The sequence below is a fragment of the Novosphingobium sp. ERN07 genome (assembly GCF_012641335.1).
GTDB lineage: Bacteria > Pseudomonadota > Alphaproteobacteria > Sphingomonadales > Sphingomonadaceae > Novosphingobium.
In genome coordinates this window covers 1-25834 of record NZ_JABAID010000003.1, presented here as the reverse complement: position 1 = coordinate 25834, position 25834 = coordinate 1, and the positions used below count along the sequence as shown (strand labels likewise).

At 62.5% G+C, this 25834-nt stretch carries 24 protein-coding genes; 16 read left to right on the top strand and 8 right to left on the bottom strand.

Annotated features, from left to right (window positions below; genetic code table 11):
• The first annotated feature begins 6 nt into the window (after positions 1 to 6).
• The 5 genes from HGI47_RS05615 to HGI47_RS05595 are packed head-to-tail and all read left to right on the top strand — an operon-like array spanning position 7 to position 5502.
• Positions 7 to 1491 carry an NAD(P)/FAD-dependent oxidoreductase gene (locus tag HGI47_RS05615; RefSeq protein WP_168851856.1) on the top strand — a complete coding sequence of 495 codons (1485 nt, stop codon included), beginning with the start codon at positions 7 to 9 and terminating at the stop codon, positions 1489 to 1491.
• Between the two features lie 40 nt (positions 1492 to 1531).
• Positions 1532 to 2458, top strand: a complete 927-nt coding sequence (locus HGI47_RS05610) for a polysaccharide deacetylase family protein (RefSeq protein ID WP_168851855.1) — start codon at positions 1532 to 1534, stop codon at positions 2456 to 2458.
• Entirely contained in the window at positions 2455 to 3606 is a 1152-nt protein-coding gene (locus HGI47_RS05605; protein ID WP_168851854.1) for an FAD-dependent monooxygenase, read from the top strand. Before HGI47_RS05610 ends, HGI47_RS05605 begins: the two co-directional genes overlap by 4 nt.
• Positions 3603 to 5111, top strand: coding sequence for an aldehyde dehydrogenase (locus HGI47_RS05600; protein ID WP_168851853.1), 1509 nt, complete (start codon positions 3603 to 3605; stop codon positions 5109 to 5111). The genes HGI47_RS05605 and HGI47_RS05600 overlap by 4 nt, the downstream gene beginning before the upstream one ends.
• Positions 5112 to 5160: 49 nt before the next feature.
• Positions 5161 to 5502: a hypothetical protein gene (locus HGI47_RS05595; protein ID WP_168851852.1), complete on the top strand. Its 342-nt coding sequence runs from the start codon at positions 5161 to 5163 to the stop codon at positions 5500 to 5502.
• 16 nt (positions 5503 to 5518) lie between these two features.
• Here the strand turns inward: HGI47_RS05595 and HGI47_RS05590 are convergent, their stop codons facing one another.
• The 5 genes from HGI47_RS05590 to HGI47_RS05570 form a co-directional block, all read right to left on the bottom strand.
• Positions 5519 to 6310 (bottom strand): IclR family transcriptional regulator, encoded by a 792-nt coding sequence (locus HGI47_RS05590; RefSeq protein WP_168851851.1) that lies wholly within the window; start codon positions 6308 to 6310, stop codon positions 5519 to 5521.
• Positions 6311 to 6428: 118 nt separating this feature from the next.
• Positions 6429 to 7550 carry a zinc-binding dehydrogenase gene (locus HGI47_RS05585; RefSeq protein WP_168851850.1) on the bottom strand — a complete coding sequence of 374 codons (1122 nt, stop codon included), beginning with the start codon at positions 7548 to 7550 and terminating at the stop codon, positions 6429 to 6431.
• Complete coding sequence (locus HGI47_RS05580; RefSeq protein WP_168851849.1) at positions 7547 to 8410, bottom strand: isocitrate lyase/PEP mutase family protein; 864 nt, start codon at positions 8408 to 8410, stop codon at positions 7547 to 7549. Before HGI47_RS05580 ends, HGI47_RS05585 begins: the two co-directional genes overlap by 4 nt.
• A 124-nt stretch (positions 8411 to 8534) precedes the next feature.
• Positions 8535 to 10394: a hydantoinase B/oxoprolinase family protein gene (locus tag HGI47_RS05575; protein ID WP_168851848.1), complete on the bottom strand. Its 1860-nt coding sequence runs from the start codon at positions 10392 to 10394 to the stop codon at positions 8535 to 8537.
• Positions 10395 to 10408: 14 nt separating this feature from the next.
• Positions 10409 to 12457 carry a hydantoinase/oxoprolinase family protein gene (locus HGI47_RS05570; RefSeq protein WP_168851847.1) on the bottom strand — a complete coding sequence of 683 codons (2049 nt, stop codon included), beginning with the start codon at positions 12455 to 12457 and terminating at the stop codon, positions 10409 to 10411.
• 259 nt (positions 12458 to 12716) lie between these two features.
• Here HGI47_RS05570 and HGI47_RS05565 point away from each other — a divergent pair, with 259 nt between their 5' ends.
• The 11 genes from HGI47_RS05565 (at position 12717) to HGI47_RS05515 (ending at position 23454) form a co-directional block, all read left to right on the top strand.
• Positions 12717 to 14222, top strand: a complete 1506-nt coding sequence (locus HGI47_RS05565; RefSeq protein ID WP_168851846.1) for an aldehyde dehydrogenase family protein — start codon at positions 12717 to 12719, stop codon at positions 14220 to 14222.
• 173 nt (positions 14223 to 14395) lie between these two features.
• The gene (locus HGI47_RS05560; RefSeq protein ID WP_168851845.1) at positions 14396 to 15604 is read left to right on the top strand and encodes an NAD(P)/FAD-dependent oxidoreductase; all 1209 of its coding nucleotides are present in this window, start codon (positions 14396 to 14398) and stop codon (positions 15602 to 15604) included.
• A 107-nt stretch (positions 15605 to 15711) separates the two neighbouring features.
• Positions 15712 to 16458: an arylmalonate decarboxylase gene (locus tag HGI47_RS05555; protein ID WP_168851844.1), complete on the top strand. Its 747-nt coding sequence runs from the start codon at positions 15712 to 15714 to the stop codon at positions 16456 to 16458.
• A 264-nt stretch (positions 16459 to 16722) separates the two neighbouring features.
• Complete coding sequence (locus HGI47_RS05550; protein ID WP_168851843.1) at positions 16723 to 17016, top strand: DUF1330 domain-containing protein; 294 nt, start codon at positions 16723 to 16725, stop codon at positions 17014 to 17016.
• The gene (locus HGI47_RS05545) at positions 17013 to 17987 is read left to right on the top strand and encodes a formylglycine-generating enzyme family protein (protein WP_168851842.1); all 975 of its coding nucleotides are present in this window, start codon (positions 17013 to 17015) and stop codon (positions 17985 to 17987) included. The genes HGI47_RS05550 and HGI47_RS05545 overlap by 4 nt, the downstream gene beginning before the upstream one ends.
• Positions 17984 to 20185, top strand: a complete 2202-nt coding sequence (locus tag HGI47_RS05540) for a molybdopterin cofactor-binding domain-containing protein (protein ID WP_168851841.1) — start codon at positions 17984 to 17986, stop codon at positions 20183 to 20185. The genes HGI47_RS05545 and HGI47_RS05540 overlap by 4 nt, the downstream gene beginning before the upstream one ends.
• A 10-nt stretch (positions 20186 to 20195) precedes the next feature.
• Complete coding sequence (locus tag HGI47_RS05535) at positions 20196 to 20666, top strand: (2Fe-2S)-binding protein (RefSeq protein WP_168851840.1); 471 nt, start codon at positions 20196 to 20198, stop codon at positions 20664 to 20666.
• Positions 20666 to 20992, top strand: coding sequence for a hypothetical protein (locus HGI47_RS05530; protein WP_168851839.1), 327 nt, complete (start codon positions 20666 to 20668; stop codon positions 20990 to 20992). Before HGI47_RS05535 ends, HGI47_RS05530 begins: the two co-directional genes overlap by 1 nt.
• Entirely contained in the window at positions 20989 to 22140 is a 1152-nt protein-coding gene (locus HGI47_RS05525) for a class I SAM-dependent methyltransferase (protein WP_168851838.1), read from the top strand. The genes HGI47_RS05530 and HGI47_RS05525 overlap by 4 nt, the downstream gene beginning before the upstream one ends.
• A gap of 200 nt (positions 22141 to 22340) precedes the next feature.
• A complete protein-coding gene (locus HGI47_RS05520; RefSeq protein ID WP_206066026.1) occupies positions 22341 to 22748 on the top strand; it encodes a hypothetical protein in 408 nt (135 codons plus the stop codon).
• Positions 22741 to 23454: an SDR family NAD(P)-dependent oxidoreductase gene (locus HGI47_RS05515; protein WP_370521641.1), complete on the top strand. Its 714-nt coding sequence runs from the start codon at positions 22741 to 22743 to the stop codon at positions 23452 to 23454. The genes HGI47_RS05520 and HGI47_RS05515 overlap by 8 nt, the downstream gene beginning before the upstream one ends.
• A 62-nt stretch (positions 23455 to 23516) precedes the next feature.
• Here HGI47_RS05515 and HGI47_RS05510 read toward each other — a convergent pair whose 3' ends face one another.
• The 3 genes from HGI47_RS05510 to HGI47_RS05500 all read right to left on the bottom strand — a co-directional run bounded on the left by HGI47_RS05510 (position 23517) and on the right by HGI47_RS05500 (position 25720).
• The gene (locus HGI47_RS05510; RefSeq protein WP_168851836.1) at positions 23517 to 23810 is read right to left on the bottom strand and encodes a type II toxin-antitoxin system RelE/ParE family toxin; all 294 of its coding nucleotides are present in this window, start codon (positions 23808 to 23810) and stop codon (positions 23517 to 23519) included.
• Positions 23803 to 24081 (bottom strand): type II toxin-antitoxin system ParD family antitoxin, encoded by a 279-nt coding sequence (locus tag HGI47_RS05505; RefSeq protein ID WP_168851835.1) that lies wholly within the window; start codon positions 24079 to 24081, stop codon positions 23803 to 23805. The genes HGI47_RS05510 and HGI47_RS05505 overlap by 8 nt, the downstream gene beginning before the upstream one ends.
• Before the next feature lie 313 nt (positions 24082 to 24394).
• A complete protein-coding gene (locus tag HGI47_RS05500) occupies positions 24395 to 25720 on the bottom strand; it encodes a hypothetical protein (RefSeq protein ID WP_168851834.1) in 1326 nt (441 codons plus the stop codon).
• Positions 25721 to 25834 lie beyond the last annotated feature (114 nt).

The following is a 25834-nucleotide window of genomic DNA, read 5'->3' as shown; positions in this document are numbered from 1 at the left end:
GGCTTCATGGGCATGGACAGGCGCAGCTTCACAGGTGGCATCATCGGTGCTGCCGGTATCGGCGCGGTGGCAGGTTTGGCCGGTGTCGTTCCTGCCAATGCAGCCGCGCGCAAGAAGAAGGCTCCTAAGGCTGCGCCCGCTGCGACCTCGACCCAGCTTGACGTTATCATCCTCGGTGCAGGGATATCCGGCCTTCACGCTGCGCATCTGCTGGAAGAGCAAGGCCAGAAGGTCCGCATTCTCGAAGCGCGGGACCGCGTGGGCGGGCGGATCATGACTCTGCTCGATCAGCCCGGCTATCCCGAAATGGGCTTTAATTCGATGGCGGCGGCCTATGGTCGCGGGATCGACGCTGCCAATCGTGCTGGCGTGCAATTGCAGGAAGTGGGCGCGCGCTGGCGCATGGGGCCGCCGCCGCTGCTCTATATTGGCAACCAACCCTTGACGCGCGAGCAATGGGCGCGGTTCCCCGGCAATCCGTTCCCCGAAAAGTATCGCAACCTGATGCCGGGCGAAGTGGTGGGCGCGCTGGTGGCGCAGAACAACCGCCTTGCCGACTGGACGGACTGGAACGCACCCGCGTCCGCGCCGCTCGACATCTCGCTCCACGCGCGGCTGCGCGAACTGGGCCTATCCGACGCGGCGATCCATTTGTGCAACGATATCGCGCCCTATTACGGCACCAACGCCTATGGGCTGTCGGCGCTGATGATGGAGTACAACGACGGTTTCGTGAAGACGATGGCCGCTGCAGGGCCGGAATCGCTGGCGGTAAAGGGCGGAAACCTGCTGCTGCCGATGGCGCTGGCCAAGCAGATCAAGGGCGATATCCTGCTGGGCACCGAAGTGCGCGGGATCGTGCAGAACGGCAGCGGCGTGACCGTTCATTGCGCCGATGGCACCACCCACACCGCGCGCAAGGTGATCTGCAGCCTGCCGTTCTCTGCCTTGCGCCATGTCGCGATCGAACCGGGCCTCTCCGGGCTTCAGGCCGAAGCGGTGGCGCAGCTTGGTTATCAGTCGATCTCGATGGTCTTCGTCACCGCCGAAACCCCGTTCTGGGAGCAGGACGGCCTTTCGCCCGCGATGTGGACCGATGGCCTGCTCGGCAACGTGATGATCCAGCGCTTTGGCGATGATCCGGCGCAGATCACCGGCCTGCTGGCACAGGCGCGCGGCAATCTGGCGCAGTATTGGGATGCGATGGCGCCGGAAACGGTCAAGGCGATGGTCGTTTCGCGGATCGAGGCTTTGCGCCCCGCCGCCAAGGGCAAGATCCGCGCGCACTCGTTCTTTTCTTGGGCGCAGGAACGGTTCAACGGGGGCGACGTGTCGTTCCTCGCGCCGGGACAGGTGCGGCTCGTCAACGATATGGCCAAACCCGCAGGCGCGATCCACTTCTGCGGCGAACATACCGCCACCAACGCGCGCGGGCTTGAAGGTGCGATGGAATCGGCCGAACGCGCAGCGCTGGAAGTGCTGGACGCCTGATCAAATATCCGCCTCGGCGAATTTCAAAGCGAGAGTGTCAATGGAATACGATTACATCCCCCTGCCGCACCGCAAGCCGCTGATCTGGCCGAACGGAGCGCGCGTGGCGCTGATCCTCACGTTCAACCTTGAAACGTGGGATCTGACCAAGGACACCGACAAACCCTATTACGCCGGCGGCCCCGCCATCCTGCCCGATGTGCTGCCCGGCAACACGCCCGATTTCCCCAACTTCACCTGGCGCGAATATGGCCAGCGCGTGGGCCTGTGGCGGCTGATCGATCTGTTTGACGAACTGGGCGTAAAGGCAAGCTGCACCACCAACGCGGTCACGTTCGAACGGCGCAAGGCGATGACCGATGCCGTGCTCGAACGCGGCTGGGAACTGCTGACGCACAACTGGGAACAGGGCGAACTGCTTTCGAGCTTCGCGCATGAACCTGCGAAAGAGCGCGACATCATCCTGCGCAGCCTTGAACAGTTCGAGAAGTTCACGGGCAGGAAGTCCAAGGGCTGGCTCTCGTCCTCGCTTCGCGGCACGATGCAGACCGCCGATATCCTCGCGGAATATGGCTGCACCTTCTACTGCGATATCATGAACGACGATCAGCCCTATCTGCTGCGCACGCCGCACGGGCCGATCGTTTCGGTGCCCTACAGCAACGAAATCAATGACTTCACCTTCATCACCCGCAAGAACTACACGACCAACGAATATCGCGATGCCCTGATCGAGGAACTCGACGTTCTTTACGCAGAAGGTGCAAAGACGGGCCGCATCATGAACCTTGGTCTGCACCCCCACGTTTCGGGCCGCGCCCATCGCGTGCGGGCGCTGCGCGAATTCATCGAACATGCAAAGTCGCTTCCGGGCGTGTGGTGGGCCACGCGCGAGGAGATCGCCGAGTGGTATCTCGCCAACCACGAAAGCCACATTCCCGGCCAGCTTGAAGGTGGCGCACAGTGAGCAAGCCCGAAACCATCCTGATCGTGGGCGGCGGCGTGGCAGGGATGACCGCCTCTGCCGCGCTGGCGCAACAGGGCTTCAAGGTCACCCTGCTCGAATCCGCGCCCCAGTTTGGTGAAATCGGCGCGGGGCTGACGCTGACGCCCAACGCGATGAAGGGCCTCGATTTCATCGGCATCTGCGAAGAAGCGGCAGCCGTTGCGGTCGAACCCACCCGCCAGCGCATCCAGCACTGGCAGGATGGGCGCACACTGGTGGCGATGGACCGGTCGACCCAGCGCGAAAAGTATGGCGCGCCCTACATCACTGTCCACCGCGCCGATCTGCATGGTGTGATGACCCGCGCGGCAGAGCGCGCAGGCGTTGAGATGATCGCCGGGGCGCAAGTCGTCTCCAGCGAAGGCACAACGGTTACGCTGGCCGATGGCCGCCAGTTTTCCGCCGACGTTCTCGTGGGTGCCGATGGCGTGAAAAGTGTTATCCGCCAGCGCTTTGGCGATGATGCTCCGCACTTCACGGGCCATGTCGCGTGGCGCTGCCTCGTGCCGGTTACGCCAGAAATTCAGGACTTGTCAGACTTCCCCGGCATCATCATCGGCCCCGGCGCGATGATGAACCGCTACAACGTGCGCGGGTCGAAGGTGATGAACTTCGTGTTCTTCGCGCGGCAGGAAGGCTGGAACGAAGAGGGTTGGACCACGCCTGCTGACCCCGAAGAGCTGCAGCAGATCTACGGTGCGTGGTGCGACGATGCGCAGCGCCTGCTCAAGGCCGCAAGCAGCCAGCCCATGTTCAAGTGGGCGATCAACGCGCGCAAACCGATGGATACGTGGGTTCTGGACGGCAACGTCACCCTGCTGGGCGATGCGGCCCACGCGATGACGCCGTTCCTTGGCCACGGCGCGGCTTGCGGGATCGAAGACGCCGTGGCGCTGGCGCGTGCGCTGGCAGCTTCGGATTCGGCAGCCGAGGGGCTGGCCCGCTATGAAAAGGCGCGGCACGAACGCGCCACGTTCATCCAGCAGGAATCGAACGCCAACGCTGATCGGATGCAGGGGCAGGACACCGATCTGTTCGGTCTTGGCCAGATGAAGGACGAGGAATCGCTTGGGCTGTTCACCTACGATCCGAGGACTGTCGCCGTATGAGCGCACAGGCAATTCCGTTTGACGGTAACCAGATAGCGCCAGAGACGGAAGGTTTCCTCAGGCAAACACACCGCTTGCTGATCGGTGGTGAATGGGTCGAAGGTTCGGGCGAACTGGAAACGCGCGATCCGGCCACCGGCCTTGTCTTGGCGAAATTCCAGACCGGCGGCGCGGCAGAGATCGACCGCGCGGTTCAGGCCGCGCGCGCAGCGTTCGAAGGGCCGTGGGGCCGCATGACTGTAGCAGAACGCACCGCGCTGCTGCACAAACTGGCGCGCGTGATGGACGCCAACGCCACGCTGCTGACCGAACTCGATGTGATCGACAACGGGATGCCGCGCTTCATCGCAGGCCTCACCACCGCCAATTGCGTCGAAATGATCGACTACTATGCGGGCGCGGTCATGCGGATCGAAGGCACCACCATCGCCCCACCGCGCCATATCGCCGCAGAAACCGAAGCGCTGACTTATACGCTGCGCGAACCGGTGGGCGTTGCAGGCCAGATCGTGCCGTGGAACGTGCCGCTGTCCACCGCGATCCTCAAACTTGCCCCGGCGCTCGCCGCAGGCTGCACCGTAGTGATGAAACCTTCGGAAGAAACGCCGCTGTCTGCGCTCGCGCTGGGGCGGATGATCCTTGAATCGGGCATTCCGGCGGGCGTGGTCAACATCGTCAACGGCCTTGGCGCGCAGGCGGGGCAGGCACTGGCCGAACATCCCGGCGTGGACAAGATCTCGTTCACCGGCTCCACCGCCACGGGCCGCAAGATCGTGATGGCGGCGCTGGGCAATCTCAAGAAAGTCAGCCTTGAACTGGGCGGCAAAAGCCCGGTCGTGGTCATGCCCGATGCGGATCTGGCACTGGCCGTTCCCGGCGTGGCGATGGCCACGTTCTTCCTGCAGGGGCAGAACTGCATGGCCGGCACGCGCATCTTTGCGCACGCCAGCATTCACGACGAACTGATGGAAGGCCTTGCCGCTTTTGCCGGGCAGATGACGTTGGGCCACGGGCTGAATCCTGCTACCATGCAAGGCCCGATGATTTCGGATGCCCATGCGGCCAAGGTCATGGGCTATATCCATGGCGCGAAGGCCCAAGGACTGACGCTGGTGGCGGGCGGGCAAAAGCTGGACCGCCCCGGCAACTTTATCCAGCCCACGATCTTCACCGGCTGCGACAACTCCATGCCGCTGATGCGCGAGGAAATTTTCGGTCCGGTCATGGCGGTGCAGAAGATCGAGACGGACGATCTGGACGCCATCGCCGCCCTTGCCAACGATACGCCCTATGGCCTGTCGGGTAGCGTGTGGACGCGCGATCTTTCCACCGCGCACCGCCTCGTCAAACGCATCCGCGCTGGCCACGTTTCGATCAACTGCCACGGCGCGGTGGGCACCAACATTCCCTTCGGCGGCTATGGACAATCGGGCTGGGGCCGCGAATTCGGACAGGAAGGGCTGGACTCCTATCTGGAAACCAAGGCGGTAACGGCCCGGCTGTAATCAAACGTCTCTGATTGCGTGCGGGCCACGTTGCTGTAAGGCGCAAGACATGGCCCGCAAGCATTCCAAACACGGTCGCTATGACGACTTCGGCACCGACGAGGAAGAGGTCGCCCCGCCGCCTGTGCCGTGCTGGCTATGCGGGCGGCCCACCGGCAGCACCATCGTGTGGCATCACCCGATCCCCAAAAGCCGGGGCGGGCGCGATACCGTGCCGATGCACGCCATCTGCCAGCAGACGTTGACGGTGAACTTCACCAATTCCGAACTCCAGCGCATCGGCATGGATGTTGAGAAGCTGCTCGACAATCCGGCGGTGCGCAAATTCGTCGATTGGGTGGCCAACAAAGACCCCGATTTCACCGCTACGATCGCCAAGAAGCAGCGGTGATCATCACCTGACGGCCCTACGCATTCCCCATCGGCGCGTTCGAAAGATCGTGGCTGATGGCGGCGGCGGTGGCTTTCAGGTCTTCGAGATACATTTCGAGCGCGGCTGAAAGTTTCATCGCGGCCACGAAGAACACCATCGTCATTGCCGCTTCGAAGTGGCCGTTCTTGAAGATCGGCACGGCGATGGACGACGTTTTGCCCGGCGTCAGGTTGAAGTGGTTGCGGCCCTGCATAGCATAGCCCTCGGCACGGATGCGTTCCACATCAAGGCTAACTTCGGCGGTGGCGAGGTAATTGAGGTCGATATCCTGCGAAACGCGCATAAAGCGCAGGATCATTTCGCGTTCTTCATCGTCGGCAAAGGCCATCGACACCTTGCCAGATGCGCTGTCGAGAATGGGCAGGGTGAAGCCGGGATAATAGTGCTCGAAGGTCAGCGACGAGTTGGCGTGCGTGCTGTCACGCAGCATCATTTCGCGGCCCACGCGGATGGCGATGGATACCGGCCAGCCCACGCGCGCGGTCAGCGCCACGATATGCGGGCGGGCCACGCGGACCAGTTCGTCGTCATGCTGGAACCCGGTCGCGAGCGTTTGCACCAGCGCGGTGGCGCGATAGCGTTTGCGCGAAGGTTCCTGTTCGATCAGGCCTTCGTAAAGCAGCGTCTGCACGATGCGGCAGGCCGTGGGGTAGGGGACTTCGGCCGACTTGGCGATTTCCATCATCGACAGCGAACCGTGGCGGTTGATCGCTTTCAACGCCGCGATAGACCGCGTGATCGAGCGGATCGGAACACCTTTTTCCATGTCAACGACTCCCCTTGGCATCTGTGCTTTCACGCAGACTGCCAAGAGAATGTCATATGACCGAATTGTTCAAGCGATTATCCGCCTGTCGGATAAAAAGGTCTCAAAAACGGAACATTCACCACGCGGGCACGATCACCTGGCGCACGGCTTTACCCTGCGCCAGCTTGTCCATCAGTTCGTTGATCTCTTCCAGAGGGCTGACTGAGGTGAGCAGCTTTTCCACCGGCATCCGCCCTGCACGCCACAGCGCGATATAGCGCGGGATATCGCGCGAAGGGATGGACGATCCCATATAGCTGCCCATCAGCGTCTTGCCCTCTGCCACCAAGGAAAGAGCATTGATTTCAAGCATTTCGGCAGGGTTTGGCAGGCCGACCGTAACGATCCGCCCACCACGCTTCGCCGCCTTGTAGGCCTGCGCCAGAACGGCGGCCTTCCCCACGGTTTCGATCACCACATCGGTGCCGAACAGCGCTTCGTCCTCTCCGGGCGCGACCGCAGCGGCAGCGCCCAGTTCCAGCGCCAGCGCTCGTTTCTCCGGTGAGGGATCGACCGCCACTACCGGCTGTGCGCCTGCCGCGAGCGCACCGAGCAGCGCGGCAAGGCCAACGCCGCCAAGGCCATAGATCAGCACGGATTCGCCGGGGCGCACTTGCGCCGTGTTCATCACTGCGCCCACGCCTGTCAGCACCGCGCAGCCAAACAGCGCGGCGGTTTCGGGCGGAATGTCCTTGTCGATCTTCACTACGGAACGGCGATCAACCACGGCCTGCGTGGCAAAGGCCGAAACGCCCAAGTGATGGTGAACAGCAGTGCCATCACAGGAAAGCCGCGATCCGCCCTGCATCAACTCGCCCTTGCCATTGGCAGCGGCACCGTTCGCGCAGAGATAGCCTTGGCCGGAGGCGCAGGCCACGCAGTGTCCGCACGATGGCAGGAACACCAGCACTACCCGGTCACCCACGGCCAGCGAGCCATCGCCCTGATCCCCCAGCGCGAGCACGGTGGCGGCGGCCTCATGCCCCAGCGCCATCGGCATCGGGCGTGGACGGTCACCGTTGATCACCGAAAGGTCCGAATGGCAAAGCCCCGCCGCATCGATCCGCACCAGCACTTCACCCGGTTTGGGATCGGCAAGTTCGAGCGTCTTCACCTCAAGCGGCTTGTTTTCCGCATAGGGCGCGGGGTTGTTGCCGCTTTGCGCAAGGACAGCGGCGGCAATTCTGCGTGTGGTCATGCAGGCACCTTGCCCCACTTCTTTTCAAACGCCCACACATCTTCGAACCCGATCAGCGAACAGAACTCGCTGAAATCGAACAGGCCATCGGGCTGGCCAATTCCGTTGTCCTTCAGATCGCGCAGCACCTTTTCCATTGCGGCGCAGGCGGCAAGGCTGGTGAGCGAGGGGTAGATCGCATAGCCATAGCCGATTTCGGACAGCACCTCGGCGGGCGGAACCGGCGTCTTCCCGTGGTTCGACATGTTGGCCATGCACGGCTTGTCCAGCACCGAACAGGCTTTGCGCATTTCTTCTTCGCTGTGCAGCGCTTCGGGGAACAGCACGTCGGCGCCCGCCTTTGAATAGGCTTCCATCCGGCGCAGCACGCCGTCAAGCCCTTCGCTTTCGCGCGCATCGGTGCGGGCGATCACCACGAAATCATCGCTTTCGCGTGAATCGACCGCAACCTGAATCTTCTCAACCATGTCTTCCGTGGAGATCAGGCGCTTGAACGGGGTGTGGCCGCACTTCTTGGGGAATTCCTGATCCTCGATCTGGATCGCGGTCACGCCCGCCGCTTCATAGCCCTTGACCGTGTGATGCACGTTGAGCAGCCCGCCATAGCCGGTATCGCCATCGGCAATCACGGCGGCGTTGCTGGTGCGCACCAGCGTGGCCATCCGGTCGCGCATTTCGGTGTAAGTCGCGATGCCGGCATCAGGCAGGCCATAGGCGCTCGCCGTCAGCCAGTATCCGGTGCCATAGACGATATCGAACCCGACCTTGTTGGCGATCACGGCGGTGATCATGTCCTGAATGCCGGGAATGACGAAGAATTTGCCCGCGTTCAGCTTCTCGCGGAGGATGGGATTGGCCACTGGTTTGGTCCTTATACGTTGTGTATGCCCACCCCGCTGCGACTAACTCCGCCTTCGGCTCCGTAAGTCTCGCTCCCCTCCCGCAAGCGGGAGGGGGTTGGCGATGGGCTTGCAGCGTTGGCGCTTATGCGTTCGCCCAGCGCGGAGCCTTGGGCGCAGGCAGGCCGGTTTCGGCAAGGCAATTGGCGCGCAGCGTTTCCAGATCGGGACCGAAGTTGAACACGCCCACGTGACCACGCTCAGCACGCATCTTTGTCCGCAGAGCGTCCGTAGCCGCAGCATCCACCGCGCCGTCCTTCAGCACCACGCCATAGCGCAGCGCGCCCTTCTCGGTGACCAGACCCTGTGCCAGTTCCTTGGCCAGCAATTCCGGGTCGCGCTCCAGCGGATCACCCCAGCCGCCGCCGCCCCAGGTGATGAAGTGCAGGCGGTCGCCCGGCTCCACCGGATAGTCCTCGATCTTGTTGCCGACGACGATCTCGGTGCCATCGGACTTGATCAGCACCTTGCGCGCGCGGGCGCCGGGTTCACCACCGTTCACGCCCCAAGGCGGCACGAACCAGCGGTCATCGTGGATGGCGATGGTGCCGGGTTCAAGGAACTTGTAGACCATGTCGATCCCGTTGCCGCCACGGTGCAGACCTGCACCGCCGCTGTCGGCCACGGTTTCATAGCGTTCGATGACCAGCGGGAAGTAGCGTTCAAGGAACTCGTTCGGCACGTTGGTAAAGCCGGGGAACAGCGAGTGCCCGTCAGGCCCATCGCCCAGCGGACGGCCCGGAATGCCGCCAAATCCGATCTGGAAAAGCTGGAACCACTTTCCGTTCTTGTCCGTGCCCGCATAGAACAGGTGGGGGCTGGACGAGAAGCCCGCAGCGTTCAGGAACTCCGGCGTCTTCTGGCCCAGCAGCCCGCCCAGAATATCGAACAGACGGCCCAGCACGTGGGTGCGGCCGGAAAGTGCGGCGGGGAACTTGGGCTTCAGCAGCGATCCTTCGGGGATGCGCACATCGATCAGATCGTAATAGCCGTCGTTGAACAGGATCTGCGGATCGAAGATCATGATCATGTAAATGCCAAAGAACATGCGCATCATGTTCTCGTTCAGCAGCATGTTGATCGATGCCTGACTCTGCGGATCAGTGCCCGCAAAATCCAGCACTACGCGCCCATCTTCGCGCCACATCGTGCATTTGATCTTGTACGGGCCATAACCCATGCCATCATCGCAGATGTAGTCTTCAAAGCTGACCTTGTCTTCGCTGATCGAAGTCTGGATCAACTGCTTCATCGCGCGGTGATTGCGCTCGAGCAGCATGGTGGTGGCCGATGTGAACACATCGTCGCCAAAGCGCACCGCCATTTCATAGACGCGGCGCGCAGCCACGCGGCATGATGCGATCAGCGCGTTAAGGTCGGCCTTGCACCAGTCCGGCGTGCGGGTCTGGTGCATCACCAGCTTGATCAGGTCTTCGTTGTATTCGCCCTTCTTCCAGATCTTCACCGGCGGAATGCGCACGCCTTCCTGAAAGATGCTGGTGGCGTGGATCGGCATCGATCCCGGCACCATGCCGCCAATGTCGGACTGGTGGCCGAACATCGATGTATAGGCGATCAGGCGGCCATCCTTGAACACCGGCAGCAGCACCAGCCAGTCGTTCGAGTGGCTGATGGCACCCTGCACCGAATAGGGATCGGACAGGAAAATCAGATCGCCGTCTTCCACGGTGCCTTCGTAGCCGTCAAGGAACGGACCGATGTACGAACCGAACTGGCCGACGATCATCTTGCCGGTGTGATCGGCGATCAGCGGGAAGGCGTCCCCCTGTTCGCGAATGCCGGGCGACATCGCGGTGCGGACAAGCGTGGCGTCCATTTCGATGCGCGCATTGCGCAGCGCGTTCTCGATGATGTCGAGCGTTACCGGATCGACGGAGACGGTGTTGAAAGGCGTTTCATTGGCCTGGATGATCTGTGCGGGCATTGTGCGGCGCTCCTTCAGGCGAGATTGATCAGGATGTTGCCGACATGGTCGACAGTGCCGGTGCAGCCGGCTTCGATCAGCGTGGTCGAATCCATTTCCACCACGATAGCCGGGCCGGGGATAATGTCTCCGGCGCGCAGCTTCGAACGGTCATAGATCACCGCAGGCACCATCGCGCCATCGGCCCACAGTTCATGGTCGCGAACCTTGGCGGCAATCGGATCGCCATTGCCCACCTCCAGCGCGGGGGCTGGCAGATCGAGCGCAGGCCCCATCGCCACGGCGCGCAGATTCACCAGTTCGTGCGCCGAATCCATGTTGAACGTGAACAGGCGCTTATGTTCGGCATCGAACCGGTCGGTCACGCCCTTCAACCCATCGCGGCGCAGCACGTCTGCGTCGATGGACAGCGGCACTTCGAAGGCTTGCCCTTCGTAACGGATGTCGAGTTCGAACTGGCTGGTCACATCGGCATCACTGATGCCTTCGGCGGTCAGTTCCGAACGGGTCTGCGCAGCCATTTCATCGAGCAGCGCCAGCACTTCGGCTTCGTCGGTCTCGTCGACGCGGCGGCTGAACGAACGCGCGGTTTCGGTGCGCATCCGCGTTGTTGCATCGCCCAGCGCGCAGAGCACGCCCGGAGAAACCGGCGATACCGCGGGCCACGAACCCATCAGCTTGGCCACGGCGTTCACATGAAGCGGACCAGCACCTCCAAAGCCCATCACCGCAAAGTCACGCGGGTCATAGCCCTGCTGGACCGAGATCATGCGCAGCGCGCCGAACATGTTCTCGTTCACGATATCGATGATGCCGCGCGCCGCTTCCATCACACCGATGCCGAGCGCATCGGCAATGGTCTGCACAGCCTTCTTCGCGCCTTCGCGATCCAGCTTGAACGTGCCGCCCAGCAGGTTTTCGGGCAGATAGCCCAGCACGACGTTGGCGTCGGTCACGGTCGGCAGCGTGCCGCCCTTGCTGTAGGCCACAGGGCCGGGAACCGCGCCTGCCGACTGTGGCCCCACGCGCAAGGCTCCGGTCAATTCGGGCACATAGGCGATGGAACCGCCGCCCGCGCCCACTGTCTTCACGTCGAGCGCCGATGCGCGCACCGAAAGGTGGCCCACTTCGGTCGTGCGCTGGCGGCGCGCTTCAAGGTTTTCGATCAGGGCAACGTCGGTGCTGGTGCCGCCAACGTCGAGCGTCAGGATGTTCTTGATGCCCGCATTGCGGCCCACCCAGATCGCGCCGGTCACGCCGCCCGCCGGGCCGGACATGAGCAGCGAAACCGGATGCTCTTCCGACTTTTCGGAAGACATCAACCCGCCGTCAGACCGCAGCAGCGAAAGCGAACCGGCCATGCCGGCACCGCGCAGGCTATCGCGCAGGTTGTGGATATATTTGCGCATCACCGGGCGCACAGCGGCGTTGGCAACGGTCGTCAGCGTGCGTTCGTATTCCTGCATTTCGGGCAGGACCTCGTGGCTCAGCGACATCGGCACGCCGGGCATGATTTCCGCTGCCAGCTCGCCAATGCGCTTTTCGTGCGCGCCGTTAAGGTAGGCGTTCATCAGGCTGATGGTCAGCGCTTCAACGCCGCTGTCCTTCAGCGCGGTGAGCGCTTCGCGTACTTGCGCTTCGTCCAGCGGGGCAATCTCGTTGCCTTGCGCGTCCATGCGGCCCTTGACCTCGATGGTGTCTTCCAGCGCGGCCAGCGGCACCGGCTTGGGCCACACGATCCACCCGGCAAGCCCGCCCGGCACAAAGCTGCGGGCGATCTGCATGACCTGGCGGTAACCGTCGGACGTGATCAGGCCCACGCGCGCGCCCTTGCCTTCCAGCACGGCGTTGGTGGCCACGGTGGTTCCGTGCAGGAAGAATTCCACATCGGCAGGGCTGATTCCGGCCTTTTCGCAGATCGCGGTCACGCCGTTCAGGATGCCTTCCGAACTGTCGTGCGGCGTCGATGGCGTCTTGTTGCGCCAGAACGCGCCGGTTTCCTGGTTGAACAGCAGAAGGTCGGTGAAGGTGCCGCCGACGTCGACTCCCAATCGGTAGGTCATGAGTTCCCCAATGGCGTTGCGCACAAGGCGTAGATTCGATTCCGCAATCAGCTTCGCCCTTAGGAGGCGAAACGATTGCGGTTGGCCAATTGATATATTCGTATAACAATATGGCAAGCTGCAATTGCCTTGAGGTAGCTTGCATAGCCCAATTCGGTGCGCATGACTGTGGAAGTTATCCGCCCTGCGAATTTTGCACCCCTGCCGATGGCCCATCGCCCGGTTTTGGGTCACTAAGGCCATCAAAGGGAGTACCGCTGTGTCATTCGAACTTGATAACCTCAGCCCGCAGACAAAGGCCTTTCTGTCCCGCCGGGCAACCGGAACCGGGCTGCTTGTTGACGGACAATGGCTGGCAGCAGCAGCAGGGCAGACCTTTGCCACAATCGATCCGGGCAGCGGGCTTGAGATCGGCCAGATTCCCGCCGCCGATACAACGCAGGTCGATGCCGCTGTTGCCGCAGCCCGCGCCGCGCAAAAGGGCTGGGCCGCCACCGTTCCGGCAGAGCGTGCGCGCATCCTGTGGAAGATCGCGGACCTGATCGAAGCCCATATCGATGAACTGGCCGAACTCGAAACGCTCGATCAGGGCAAGCCGCTGTTCGTCGGGCGTTGGGCCGAGATTCCCGGCGCTGCCGCCCAGTTCCGCTTCTTTGCAGGCCAGGCGATGGCGATAGAGGGCAGCACGCTCGAAAGCTCGATCAACTATCAGCCGCAGGGCAAGCAGATGCGCACCTGGACCGTGCGCGAAGCGGTGGGCGTTGTCGCGGCCATTGTGCCGTGGAACTCGCCGCTGGTGCTCACCGCGATGAAGCTGGCCCCGGCGCTGGCTGCGGGCTGCACCGTGGTCCTGAAACCTGCCGAAGACACCTCGCTCACGGCGATGCGCCTTGTCGAACTGATGATTGAAGCGGGCGTGCCCAATGGCGTGATCAACCTGATCACCGGCCTTGGCGCGCAAACCGGCGCTGCACTAGCCAACCATCCCGGCGTGGACAAGATCGCCTTCACCGGCTCCACTGCCACGGGCCGCGCAGTGCTGGATGCGGCAAAGACCAACTTCAAGCGCGTGACGCTCGAACTCGGCGGAAAATCGCCCTCCATCGTCATGCCCGATGCCGATTTGTCGCTGGCGATTCCGGGCGTGGCCAATGCCATCTTTTTCAACGGCGGGCAGGTCTGCATCGCCGGATCGCGGCTCTACGTTCACCGCTCGATCCACGATCAGGTGGTCGAAGGCGTTGCCGCCTATGCCAAGGGCCTGAAAGTGGGGCACGGCCTTAGCCCCGATACGCAGATGGGGCCGGTCGTCTCGGCCCGCCACGCCGAACGGGTCGAAGGCTTCCTCAACCGCGCCAAGGCCGATGGCGCAACGATGCTGACGGGTGGCGAACGCTTTGGCGCATCGGGCGCGTTCATCCAGCCCACTGTGGTGGTTGACGTAAAGCCCGATATGGAAATCGTGCGCGAAGAAGTGTTCGGCCCGGTCCTCGTCGCACAGGCGTTCGATGATGCCGAAGAAGTCATCGCCGCCGCCAACGACAGCGAATACGGCCTCGCCGCCAGCGTCTGGACCGAAGGTTTCAGCAACGCCCACCGCATGTCGAGCGCAATCAAGGCGGGCACCGTCTGGATCAACTGCCATGCCATGTACGACGCCTCGCTCGCCATCGGCGGCGTAAAGCAATCGGGCTGGGGGCGCGACAGCGGAAAGCAGGCGCTGGACAATTACCTCGAATGGAAGACGGTCTGCGCCGTGGTGTGATTGCCCTGCAATTGATTGAAGCAAGAGGGGAGCGGAAACGCTCCCCTTTTTCGTGCGCTGGTGCAGTCAACGCCGCCTAATCACCGCAAGTCGGATAGTTCCGCCTTGATCGCCACCCGCCTCAAATCGCCCGTCCATACCGACTCCTGAATTTTCATTGGGAGTCTGCTCGAATGACAGCAGTTGAACGGTGTCAGGTAGCGATCGCGGGGGCAGGGCCGGTTGGTACGGTTCTGGCGACGCTTCTGGCCCAGGCGGGCGTCGACGTGGTTGTGATCGAATCGGGCGAGGACTGCGCGCAGGATCTGCGCGCCTCCACCTTCCATCCGCCGACGCTGGAAATGCTCGATCAGATCGGCATCACCCCGATGCTTCTGGAAAAGGGCCTGAAGGCTCCGGTCTATCACTGGCGCGACCGGCAATCAGGCGAAGTGATCGATTTCGACCTTGCCGAGATCGCTGACGTCACCCGTTATCCCTTCCGCATCCAGTGCGAACAGTACCACCTGTCGCGCGCGCTGGCTGAAGGTCTGGCCCAATATCCCAACGCCAAGGTGCGCTTCTCCAGCCGCCTGTTGACCTTCAACGACGATGGCGCGGGCGTGGACATTGCCATCGAAACCATGACCGGTATCGAACGCCTACGCGCCGATTACCTGATCGGTGCCGACGGGGCCAATTCGATCGTGCGCAAGTGGCTGGGCGTGGAGTTTGATGGCTTCACCTATCCCGAACGCTTCCTTTGCCTGTCGACCGAACTGGAACTGGCCGATCACCTGCCCAACCTTGCGCTGGTGAACTATGTGTCCGATCCGCAGGAATGGCTGGTGCTGCTCCGCGTGCCTTCGCTCTGGCGCATCCTCGTGCCCACCGATGGCACGCAAAGCGATGATGTGCTGCGTTCCGATGCCACCAAGAACGGCATCTTCGACCGGCTCATCGGCAATGGCGCCGATGTGGTGACGCAGCACCGCACGCTCTATCGCGTGCATCAGCGCGTCGCCAAATCGTTCCGCGAAGGCCGCGTGTTGCTGGCAGGCGATGCCTCGCACCTCAACAATCCGCTCGGCGGCTTCGGCATGAACTCCGGCATTCACGATGCCTTCAACCTCTTCGAAAAGCTCCTGCCGATCCTGAAGGGACAGACCAATAGCGACGAAGGCCTTGCGCTCTATGATCGTCAGCGCCGCACGGTGACGCACAGCTTCACCCAGACGCAGACCAAGGAAAACATGGCGCTCATCAAGGGCGGGCAGGACGACGCGCACCAGCGCCGCCGTGATGCCATGCTGGAAATCAAGCAGGACGATACCCGCCGCCGCGCCTACATGCTGCGCCAGGCGATGTATCAAAGCCTTGAGGACGCCGCCGCGATTACCTGACGCGCAATACCTGAACAGCCAGAAAAGCGCCTGTCAGCAAGACAGGCCGGGGAGAAATCTGTTCAACCCGCAAGGAGATAAACCTCTCTTGCAACAGGAGAATACCAATGGTTGACGTTCTCGGTTGGCGCAAGCTGCTGGGTGTCATTGCCCCGTCCACCAACACCGTGGTCCAGCCCGATATGGAACGGATGCGCCCCACTGGCGTGACCAACCATTTCTCGCGCATCTATGTCGAAGACCCGCTCGCTCTGTCGAACGAGGATTTCATCGCGGGCACCACCGCGATTGCCGAAAACACGCTCGATGCCGTGCGCTCGGTAATGACGTGCAAGCCCGATTACCTCGTGCTCGGCATGTCGGCCATCACCTTCTACGGCGGCGTCGAAGGCAGCCGCAAATGGAAGGCGCAGGTCGAAGAATGCGCAGGCGTCGGCGCATCCACCGGCGCGGAATCGGTTGCCGCCGCATTGAAAGCATACGGCAACGTCAAGACCGTCAGCTTCGTCTCGCCATACTACCCGGTCGCCAACGCCGAAGTGCGAAATTTTCTTGAAGAATCAGGCTTCACCGTAAAGCGCGACGTGCCATTGCAGTGCAAGCGCTGGACCGACATCGCCAAGGTCACGCCAGATCGCCTGCGCGAAGTCATTGCCGAACTCGATGGCGATGATGTGGACGCGATCGTGCAGGTCGGCACCAATCTGTCGATGGTCGATCTGGCGGCGGAATACGAAGCGAAACTGGCCAAACCGGTCATCGCCATCAACACGGCTACCTATTGGCACGCCCTGCGCGCAGTTGGCATCGATGATAAGATCGAGGGTCTGGGCCGCCTGCTGGCGGAGTTCTGATCGTCACCGGCAGCAAACCCACCCCCAACTCCTCCCGCTTGCGGGAGGGGAGCGAGACTTATTGAGCGCAGGCGAAATTAGCCGCAGCGGGGTGGGCGTTCCAACCTGCCCGACCTGCAAAAGCCATGATCGGCAACACCTTACCGCCTGCCCGGCCTCCATCCGGGCAGGCAATCCGCCCATCGGATAACCCCACCACAGACCTGTTCGGCACACCGCCCTCGGTGTGGACTGCGGCCAAGCAACCCGAACAGGAGAATCCCAATGGCCGCATGGCTTGTCGTGACCGCAACGCTCAAGGACCGCGACGCCTTCATGGCCTGCGGCTATTCACAAAAGGCGGCGCAGATCCTTGAACAGCACGGCGGGCGCTATGTCATCCGCGCACCCGGCGCGACCGTCCTCGAAGGCGAAGGGGCCGAGGGCGCATCGGTCGTCGTTTCGGAATGGCCGAGCCGGGAAGCGGCGCTGGGGTTCTATAACTCGCCGGAATACACCGAAGCCAAAGCCCTGCGCGAAGGTCTGGCCGACATCAACGTCACGCTCGTCGGCGCATGAAACGGCTTGCTCTCGCCGCTCTGGCGTTCGCAGTTCCCGCCACGCCAGCCCTTGCCGAACCGCCCAAGCCCATCCCCGCCAAGCCCATCTCAGTAGGCACGCGCTTCAACGATTGCGGCAAAGATTGCCCCGATATGATCGCGCTTGCGCCCGGCACATTCACGATGGGGGCCGATGCGGGTGAGGAAGGCCGGCCCGAAGGTCCGGTGCATCAGGTCACCATCCAGCGCCCCTTTGCGCTGGGCGTCTATGAAGTGACCAACGCGCAGTATTCGCGCTTCATTGCCGAAACCGGCCATGTCCCGTCCAAGGGATGCCGTTCGTTGGTGGGCGGCAAAGTCGAAGTCGTCCCCGCCGCCGATTATCTGCACCCCGGCACCGGCGCGGGTGAGGGCGCAGCGGATGTCCCCGTAGTTTGCGTATCATGGCGCGATGCCAAGGCGTACACCACGTGGCTTTCGAAGAAGACCGGCCAAGCCTATCGCCTGCCCACCGAATCCGAATGGGAATATGCTGCGCGTGCCGGAAAACCCGGCGAATACTACTGGGGCAATTCCATCGACGATGCCTGCACGCACGCCAATATCTATGATCAGGATGGCGCAAAAGGCGGCGCGGTGCCGGTGTTCTCCACTGCAGAAGGCGCGGTGACCGTCCCTCATGCGCAGTGCAGTGATGGCCATGCCGAAGTCGCGCCCGTAGGGCGCTACAAGCCCAATCCGTTCGGGCTTTACGATATGACCGGCAATGTCTGGGAATGGACGCAGGACTGCTATTTCGCGCCCTATCCCGCCGCCGTCCCCACCGATGGCACGGCTTATGAAGTCAGCGGCGAATGCCCTCGGCGCGCCGTGCGCGGCGGTAGCTGGATGAGCGCCCCGTTCCGCAATCGCACATCATGGCGCGGTCGCGATCCCGAAGACCTTGTAACGTGGATCTTCGGCTTCCGTGTGGCGCGGGATCTCAAATGACCGAAAGCACGGCCTCGCTCGTCAACCTCAGCCGTCGCGGCGTTCTGGCTGCGCTCGGCATCAGCGCAGGCGGGCTGCTGCTGGGCGGCCCTTCGGCGCTGTTGGCCGCGACCGGCGATAATCCCGCCAGCTTCGGCCCGATGCTGTCCATCGCCGCCGATGGCGCGATCACGCTGGTCGTGCCATCCTCGGAAATGGGGCAGGGCACGCAGGAGGCGCTGGCCCGCATCGTGGCCGAAGAACTGGACTGTGATTTCACGAAGTTGACCGTGCTGTTGCCGTGGGCAGACCCTGCCTTTTCCAATCCCGCCGCACGCCGCCAGCTTACCGCCAATTCGATGAGCGTGACCGGCTATTACACCACCTTGCGCAAACTCGGCGCAGGCGCGCGCGCCATGCTGGTGCAGGTCGCCGCCACGCGGCTTGGCGTGGCGGTTGAAAGCCTGTCGGTCAATGCAGGCCAGATCACTGGCGGGCCAAAGCCGCTGTCCTTTGCCGATGTTGCGGCAGACGCAGCCAGGCTGCCCGTCCCGGCCAATCCATCGCTGAAAGACCCGGCGAAGTTCACTGTGATCGGCGGCAAGACCCCGCGCAAGGATTTGCACGCCAAAGTCACCGGCACGGCCACGTTCGGTATCGACGTTGCCGAACCCGATATGTTGATTGCCGCGCTCGTCCTTGCTCCACACCCCGAAGCCACGTTCACCGCCACAGGGCTGCACGAAGCGCGCAAACTCCCCGGTGTTGTCGCCACTGCGTCGGTCAAAGGCGGCGTTGCCATTCTGGCAGACCGCTTCTGGTGCGCGCACAAGGCCGCGCAAACCGTCACGCTTGATGTCACCGCCAGCCCCATCGCAGGCCTATCGGACGAAACCTTGCGCGCCGGGATGCAGGCTGCGTTCGATACGGTGGAGCCTGCGCCGTTTCCCAATCTCGAACTTGGCGTCTTTCCCCCGAAGCTTGATCGCGCGGCCAAGCCCAAAGTGCTCGAAGCGCTCGCCACGGCCCCGCGCAAGGTTGAGGCGACATACGAAGTCCCGCATCTGGCCCACGCCACGATGGAACCCATCTGTTGCGCCGCACGGGTGGACGGCACCGGCCTGCTGATCCGTGGACCGCTGCAAGACCCGTCGCTCAGCCGCGAACTGGGTGCAAAACTCACCGGTCTGCCGCTGGAAAAGGTGCGCGTCGAAGTCACGTTCCTTGGCGGTGGTTTTGGCCGCAAATGGGGCACCGATTTTGTGGCCATCGCCATTCAGGCGGCGCAGGCTGCGCCGGGGCGCTTGGTCAAGACAGTGTGGACCCGCGAACAGGATTTCGCGATGGACCAGTTCCGCCCCGCCTTTGCGGTCCGCTCGGTCGCCGCGCTCGATAAGGATGGCCGTCCCACTGCGATCCATAGCCGGATCGCGGGTGAATCCATCTCCGCCTATCACAACAAGGCTCCGTTCCCCGGTTTCGAAGGCATGGCCGATGCCAACGCGGCTGCGCAGCTTGTCTATGGCGCTTATGCCGTCCCGCAAAAGCTGATTGAATATCACAAGACCGACCTGACCGTCCCGGTCGGCTTCTGGCGTTCGGTCACCATGTCGCAGAATGCCTTCTTTGCAGAATCCTTCATCGATGAACTGGCCTTTGCCGCTGGGCAGGATCAGCTCGCTTTCCGTCTTGCCATGCTGGAAAGCCAGCCCCGTATCCGCGCCGTGCTGGAAAAGGCCGCCGCGATGATCGGATGGAAGGCCCGCAAACCCGGTACCGGCAAGGGGAAGGGGCGCGGCATCGCCTTCAGCTATGCCGAAAACAGCTTCTGCGCCATCGCCTGCGAAGTTACGGTGAAGGGCAAAGCGCTCAAGATCGATCGCATCGCCAGCGCGTTCGATTGCGGGCTGGCGATCGATCCGGTCAGCACCGAAGGGCAGATTTCGGGCGGCATCGTTTTCGGCCTGCAAGCCGCGCTGTGGGGCGAGGTTCACTTTGCCGATGGCCGCCCCACGGCAGAGAACTTCGGTGATTACCGGATGCCGTTGCTGGCCGATGTGCCGCCCATCGACGTGGCACTGATCCCCGGCGGCACGCGCCCCGGCCCGGTGGGCGAAGCCTCCACCCCCGTCTTCGCGCCCGCGCTGTGCAACGCCATTGCCGATGCCGGGGGGCCACGCATCCGCGCCCTGCCCATTGCGCGCACGCTGGATATCTAAAGGAACGGCCATGCCAGTCATCACCGTCAACGGCCAGCAGCGCGATTGTCCTGCCGATCCCGATACGCCGCTGCTTTGGGCGCTGCGCGAAGAGCTTGGCCTTACCGGCACCAAGTTCGGCTGCGGCGTGGGCGCGTGCGGAGCCTGCACCGTGCATGTGGATGGCGAAGCGGTGCGCAGTTGCCAGTTGCCGCTGTCGGATGTCGGGGCGGGGAAAGTCACCACCATCGAAGCGCTTTCCCCCGCAGAGGCGCAAGCCCTGCACCCGGTCCAGCAGGCATGGATCGAGGCGCAAGTGCCACAGTGCGGCTATTGCCAGCCCGGTATGATCATGGCCGTTTCCGCGCTGCTGGCGCGCGATCCCGATCCTTCGGAAGCCACGATCCGCGAACAGATCACCAATATCTGCCGCTGCGGCACATATCCGCGTATAGTCGCAGCCGTCCGCCAAGCCGCTGCCGCCAACAGGAAAGCCTCATAATGTCTCGCCAACCGCTGCCCCGCACACCCAACCGGCTCGACGCCATTGATGGCGCGCGGCCTATGGACGAACAGCTTCTCGCGATGATCGTCGGCCTCACCTCCGAAGTCACCATCCTGCGCGCGCGGCTCGATGCGGCAGAACGCCTGCTCGAAGCATCCGGCGCGCTCACCCCAGGCGCTGTCGATGGCTATGAACCCGATGCCGCAGCCGAAGCCGCCCGCGAAGCCACGCGCCGCGCCACGATAGACAAGGTGTTCCGCCCCATGCGCGAAGCCGCGCTGGCCGAACTTGCCGCAACCACTTCTGCCGGAGACGCCGCATGACCGTGCAACTGTCCGAAGACCGCGCCGCGCTCGCCCATCCTCTGATCGCCGTGCCCAGCCACGATGAACTGGCCGAACAGCTTTTCGTCCGCGACCTGAAGCTTTACGTGATGCAGCAGATCGAACCCGTGCAGGGCCAGATCGCCGCGCAAGAGGCAAAGGCGCTTGAAGGGGCCGAAACCAACAGCACCGCCGCGCTGCGCACGCGGATGGCCACCCACGAAAGCTTCGGCTCATGGCTCGCGCTCAAGCGTGAAAGCCAGCGCCAGCTTTGGCACGGCGTTGCCCGTAGCGTGGAACGACAGGCCGATGATCTGGAAGCGCTGGCCCGGATCGAAAATCCCAAAGGCTCGGTCCGCACCGACCCCAGCTTCGTCGAACCCGCCTACGTCGCGCAGGGCGATATCCACCTGATGCCGGGCGGCAATGCCCACGATGACGGCTCCTTGCTGCAAGGCGCGGTGATGGATCGGGGCGGGGCGGTCTATATGCTGGGCCGCAACGGCGGGATGCTGAACGATCTGCGCGGGCAGACCGCGATGGCCCACGTCCTCACCCGCTTCCCCGATTTTTCGCCGAAGCGCATTCTCGACATGGGCTGCGGTATCGGCACCAGCACCGTGCCCGCTGCGCAGTGCTTTCCCGATGCAGAGGTCCACGGGATCGACGTTGGCGCATCGATGCTGCGCTATGCCCACGCACGGGCCGAACACCTTGGCGCAGCAGTACATTTTTCTCAGCAAAGCGCCGAGAAGACCGATTTCGAAGACGCCAGCTTCGATCTCGTTTTCTCCTGCGTGATGTTCCACGAAACCTCGCAAGCGGCCACGATGGCCATCGTCGAGGAAAGCCGCCGCCTGCTCCGCCCCGGCGGACTGGCGGTGCATCTGGAAGTTCCATTGCTGCACGACAATTCCGATCCTTGGGTGGAACTTTCGGGCGAACTGGAAGCGCAGTTCAACAACGAACCCAACTGGCGCGGCGCGCTGACGGCGGATTATCGCGCGCTGTTCGAAGCATCCGGGTTCAAGGATGTGGAAATCGGCTATCAGGCGACCAGCCCTGCAGCGCGCAGCGGGCCGTTCCGCTTCGGGCCTGAAAGTGAAGGCGTTTTCCGGTCATGGTTTGTCGCTTCGGGCGTGGTCTGATGCGGTTCAGCGGCGCTTAGGTGCAGCTAGGTGCATCTAAGTGCACTTCGGAAATGCACTTGTCCGCCCGCCTCAATTCGATTTGACGAATAGGTTTCCCGCGCAGCTATCGATTGTACAGGACGCCCGCCAGCGCGTCTAACCCTGTTCTGAAAGACGCCCGTCACCGGGCGCGACACAGGCTGGGAAAGTGGCGCGACATGGGTAGCAGGATCGATCAACCCGGCGTGATGACCGGCATAGCGCTGCTGCTGATCGAGTTCGGCCTGCTGGCCATCGGCTTCATGCTGATGGGGCGCACGGGAACGGTTGCGGGGTTCCTCGCCGGGTGCTTCGTAAACCAGCTTGGTGCGGGGATGCTGCTGCCGACATTGCTGGTCTGGTCGATGAGCATCCTGCCCTTCGAAGTGCGCGGGCGGGGCACGGGCTTCTGGCAATCGGCCTTTGCGCTGGGCCAATGGCTCAGCCCGCTGGCGGTGACGTTCTTCTCGCTGCGGATGGGCGGACTGATGAAAAGCTTTGAAATGCTGAGCTGGATGGCAGCGGCGGGCTTTATCGTGGCGCTGGTCGCGCAGAGGGTTGCTGGGCGGGTTGCGGCGCGTGGCTGATCGGCTGGCCGGAAAAGTCGCGGTCGTCACCGGCGCGGCGGCAGGTATCGGCAAGGGCTGCGCGCAGATGTTCCGGGCCGAAGGCGCGCACGTGATCGGCATCGACCTTTCCGGCGCGGATCTGGCCGCCGACCTGACCGATGAAGCGGCGACCGAGGCCGCCTTTGCCCAAATCATCGCGGAACATGGGCGGATCGATGTGCTGGTAAACGCCGCCGCCCTTGCCGTGTTCGCATGGATCGAAGCGATGACGCTGGCGCAGTGGCGGCATACGCTGGCGGGAGAACTCGACACCGTGTTCCTGCCCACCCGCGCGGCATGGCCCGGCCTGAAGCAGAGTGGATGCGCCAGCGTGATCAACTTCGCCAGCGCCAACGCGCGCCACGCGCTCGAAGGGTCAGCCGCGCTGGCGCATTGCGCCGGGAAAGGCGGCGTTCTGGCAATGACGCGCCAACTGGCGATGGAAGGCGCACCCCACGGCATCCGCGCCAACACCATATCGCCGGGCTTCATCCGCACCGAAGCCACCGCGCGGCACCTTGCCGAAGTTCCCGATCTGCAAGACCGGGTGCTGGCCAAGAACATGGTCAAGCGACTGGGCGAACCGCAGGACATCGCATGGTGCGCGACGTGGCTGGCGAGCGACGAGGCGCGCTATGTTACCGGGGCCGATATCGCGGTGGATGGCGGCGCGACGGCTTGGTAGGGTTTTGGGGACGCTGCTCTTGCCCAAGCCGCTTCATCCAATCGGACATCGCCCGGTAAGCGTCAGAACAGGCGATCCAGATCGCGCATCCCCTCGACGACAGTAATGATCGTCACCACGTCATGCGCCGCGTCATATTCGTAGAGGATCAAGTACGATCCGTGGACGAGTCCGCGTGCGGCCGGCCTGAGATCGTCCCGCGCGCGCCCGATTTCCGGGAAAATACGGAGACGCTCGATCTTGACGTTGATGGCGCGCAACAGGCGGTCGGCCGCATCGTCGTTGTCGAGCGCGATGTTGAGCCAGATTCGTTCAAAATCATCGTCTGCCTGCTGCGAGACGATGATTTTAGCCATTGCCGGATGCAGCCGCCTTTTTGCCCTTTGCGCGCATGATGATGGATTCCATATCGAGCGGACCGGCGACGCCGCTGGCCTTGCCACGATCCCACGCCTCACGCAGCGCAAGCAGCTCGCCCTCGCGGAACTCGCGCCGTTCGCTCCACAGCCGCATCGCATCGCGCACGACTTCGCTGGCCGAGGCGTATTCCCCGGCCTCGACTGCGGCATGGATTTTCGCGGCCATCTGATCGGGAACCACGACGGTCATCCGTTCATAAGCACCCATCGTTTCGCCTTTCGCATCGGTATGACTTTTTCATATTATCTCACAACGCTAAGCTGTTCAACGGGGTGTGCCTGTTACGGCAGCATGTTGCCACTCCTCCAACAAACCGCCCGTCGCCCCGTGCTCGACACGGATGTGGATTCGCACCCAGAAAAAGTCCGGGGCGACGAAAGAGTTGCGTTTTTGTTTGAGGAGATGGCCGTACAGAGGCGTGTCGTGTCTGTCCCGTATTCCACCTGAATTAATGGCTGGTTTCGGGGTTTTGCTGAGAGTGCGGCGATGGCAGTAATAGGGTGGGTTTGCGGACCCCAAATTAGGAAGGTGGCCTGACCCGACGCCGGACACTCCAAAGCAACCCGCAACAGATGCCTACAAAGACTGCGATGGAAGTCCACGATTTGGCACTGCGAAAGACCGATTGTTCAAGTTGACCAAGGCTTGCTGCTTCCGAGCCGTAGCGGCGTCTTATTCGCTCTTCTCGCTGTTTCAGAGGGGTTTTGGGATCAAGCTGAACTAGATTTGCGCCTGTAGGACGCATTACAGAGACTACATCTGGCCAATAGTCATCAGTAACCGCCACAAAGACCGTCGTTCTTGATAGAGAGTTATTTGCCAGAGTCGGCACGATTTTCGCCAACACCTTGACCAGATTTGGCTCCGAAAGTGTCGCCAATGCGACTTGGTTCCCCAATGGCTCGGTCAATACTTCGCGAACCCAATCTTCTGAAATCGCGTAATCGAGCTGTTTTGGGGATCGTAGCACGGTCGTAGATGGCGTGTCGCCATCACCGTAAATGCGCGCGACTGCCTCCCGCAGATAATTGTGCCAAGCCCTTTCGGTATTAGCACTCGGCCCAACCAGTGGGGCAAGAAATGCATCCTTGGCAGCGCGAGCCTCGGCAAGCTGGTCAGCGCGCGCTGAACTGGCGACTTCAACCGCTCTTTTCCAAGCTCGAGGATCTATCGGTGATACTGTGCCATCAGTGAGGCGGACTGCGAAATCGACTGTCTGAACGGCGGTGGCAGATTGATCTGCTGAAGGAATAATCACGGGAATCACCGCGAAATTCCCGTCTTTGGAAAAGCGCCCCTCGCCGCGCCAACGGATCGAGCTGACGGAATGTGGTAAGGCCTCAATGTAATCCTTCGGAACAATGGTGGAAAGTGATATCTGAGCTACGCGCTCTCCCTTCGCGCCATAAATCACCGTAGCGTTTGGGCCATAGCCAGTTCCATGCCAGTCATCGAAAGTAACGAAGTAAGCTCCGTCGTTTCGAACAATCCCTTCAACCGGCGCGATTTCATTCGCAAGTTCCGCATTCCAAATCTCAACCCAGCGCCCGCTGATCTTTCGTTCCAGCTTAGCACTAGCCGCGCGGGATCCTGATTCTCTCTGTCCGGCTGGTTCAATTCCTTCCGCCTTGTCCCGGAAGTATGCAAGCTGGTCGTCCAAGTCGCGAGGCGTAACGATGACGCGCGTATGGCCATCAGGCGATGTGTAGGTGGAAACGGATGGAAGAGCCCAACTATCGGCCTTAACAGGTTCTTTTGCGAAAATTTCTCCCAACAGCACGGCGCAAAGCAAGCATAGAACTCTCCAAAGAGGAATCCTCGCCCCGCTGCGCTTAAGCTTCTTCATCTTCAAAACGCTAGCGACTAGGCGGCGTGGACAAATTTGAGCCAGTATCTGGCTGTGGCGATATGGACCATGCCGAGGAAGCTATTGGCAAGCTGATCGTAGCGGGTAGCGATC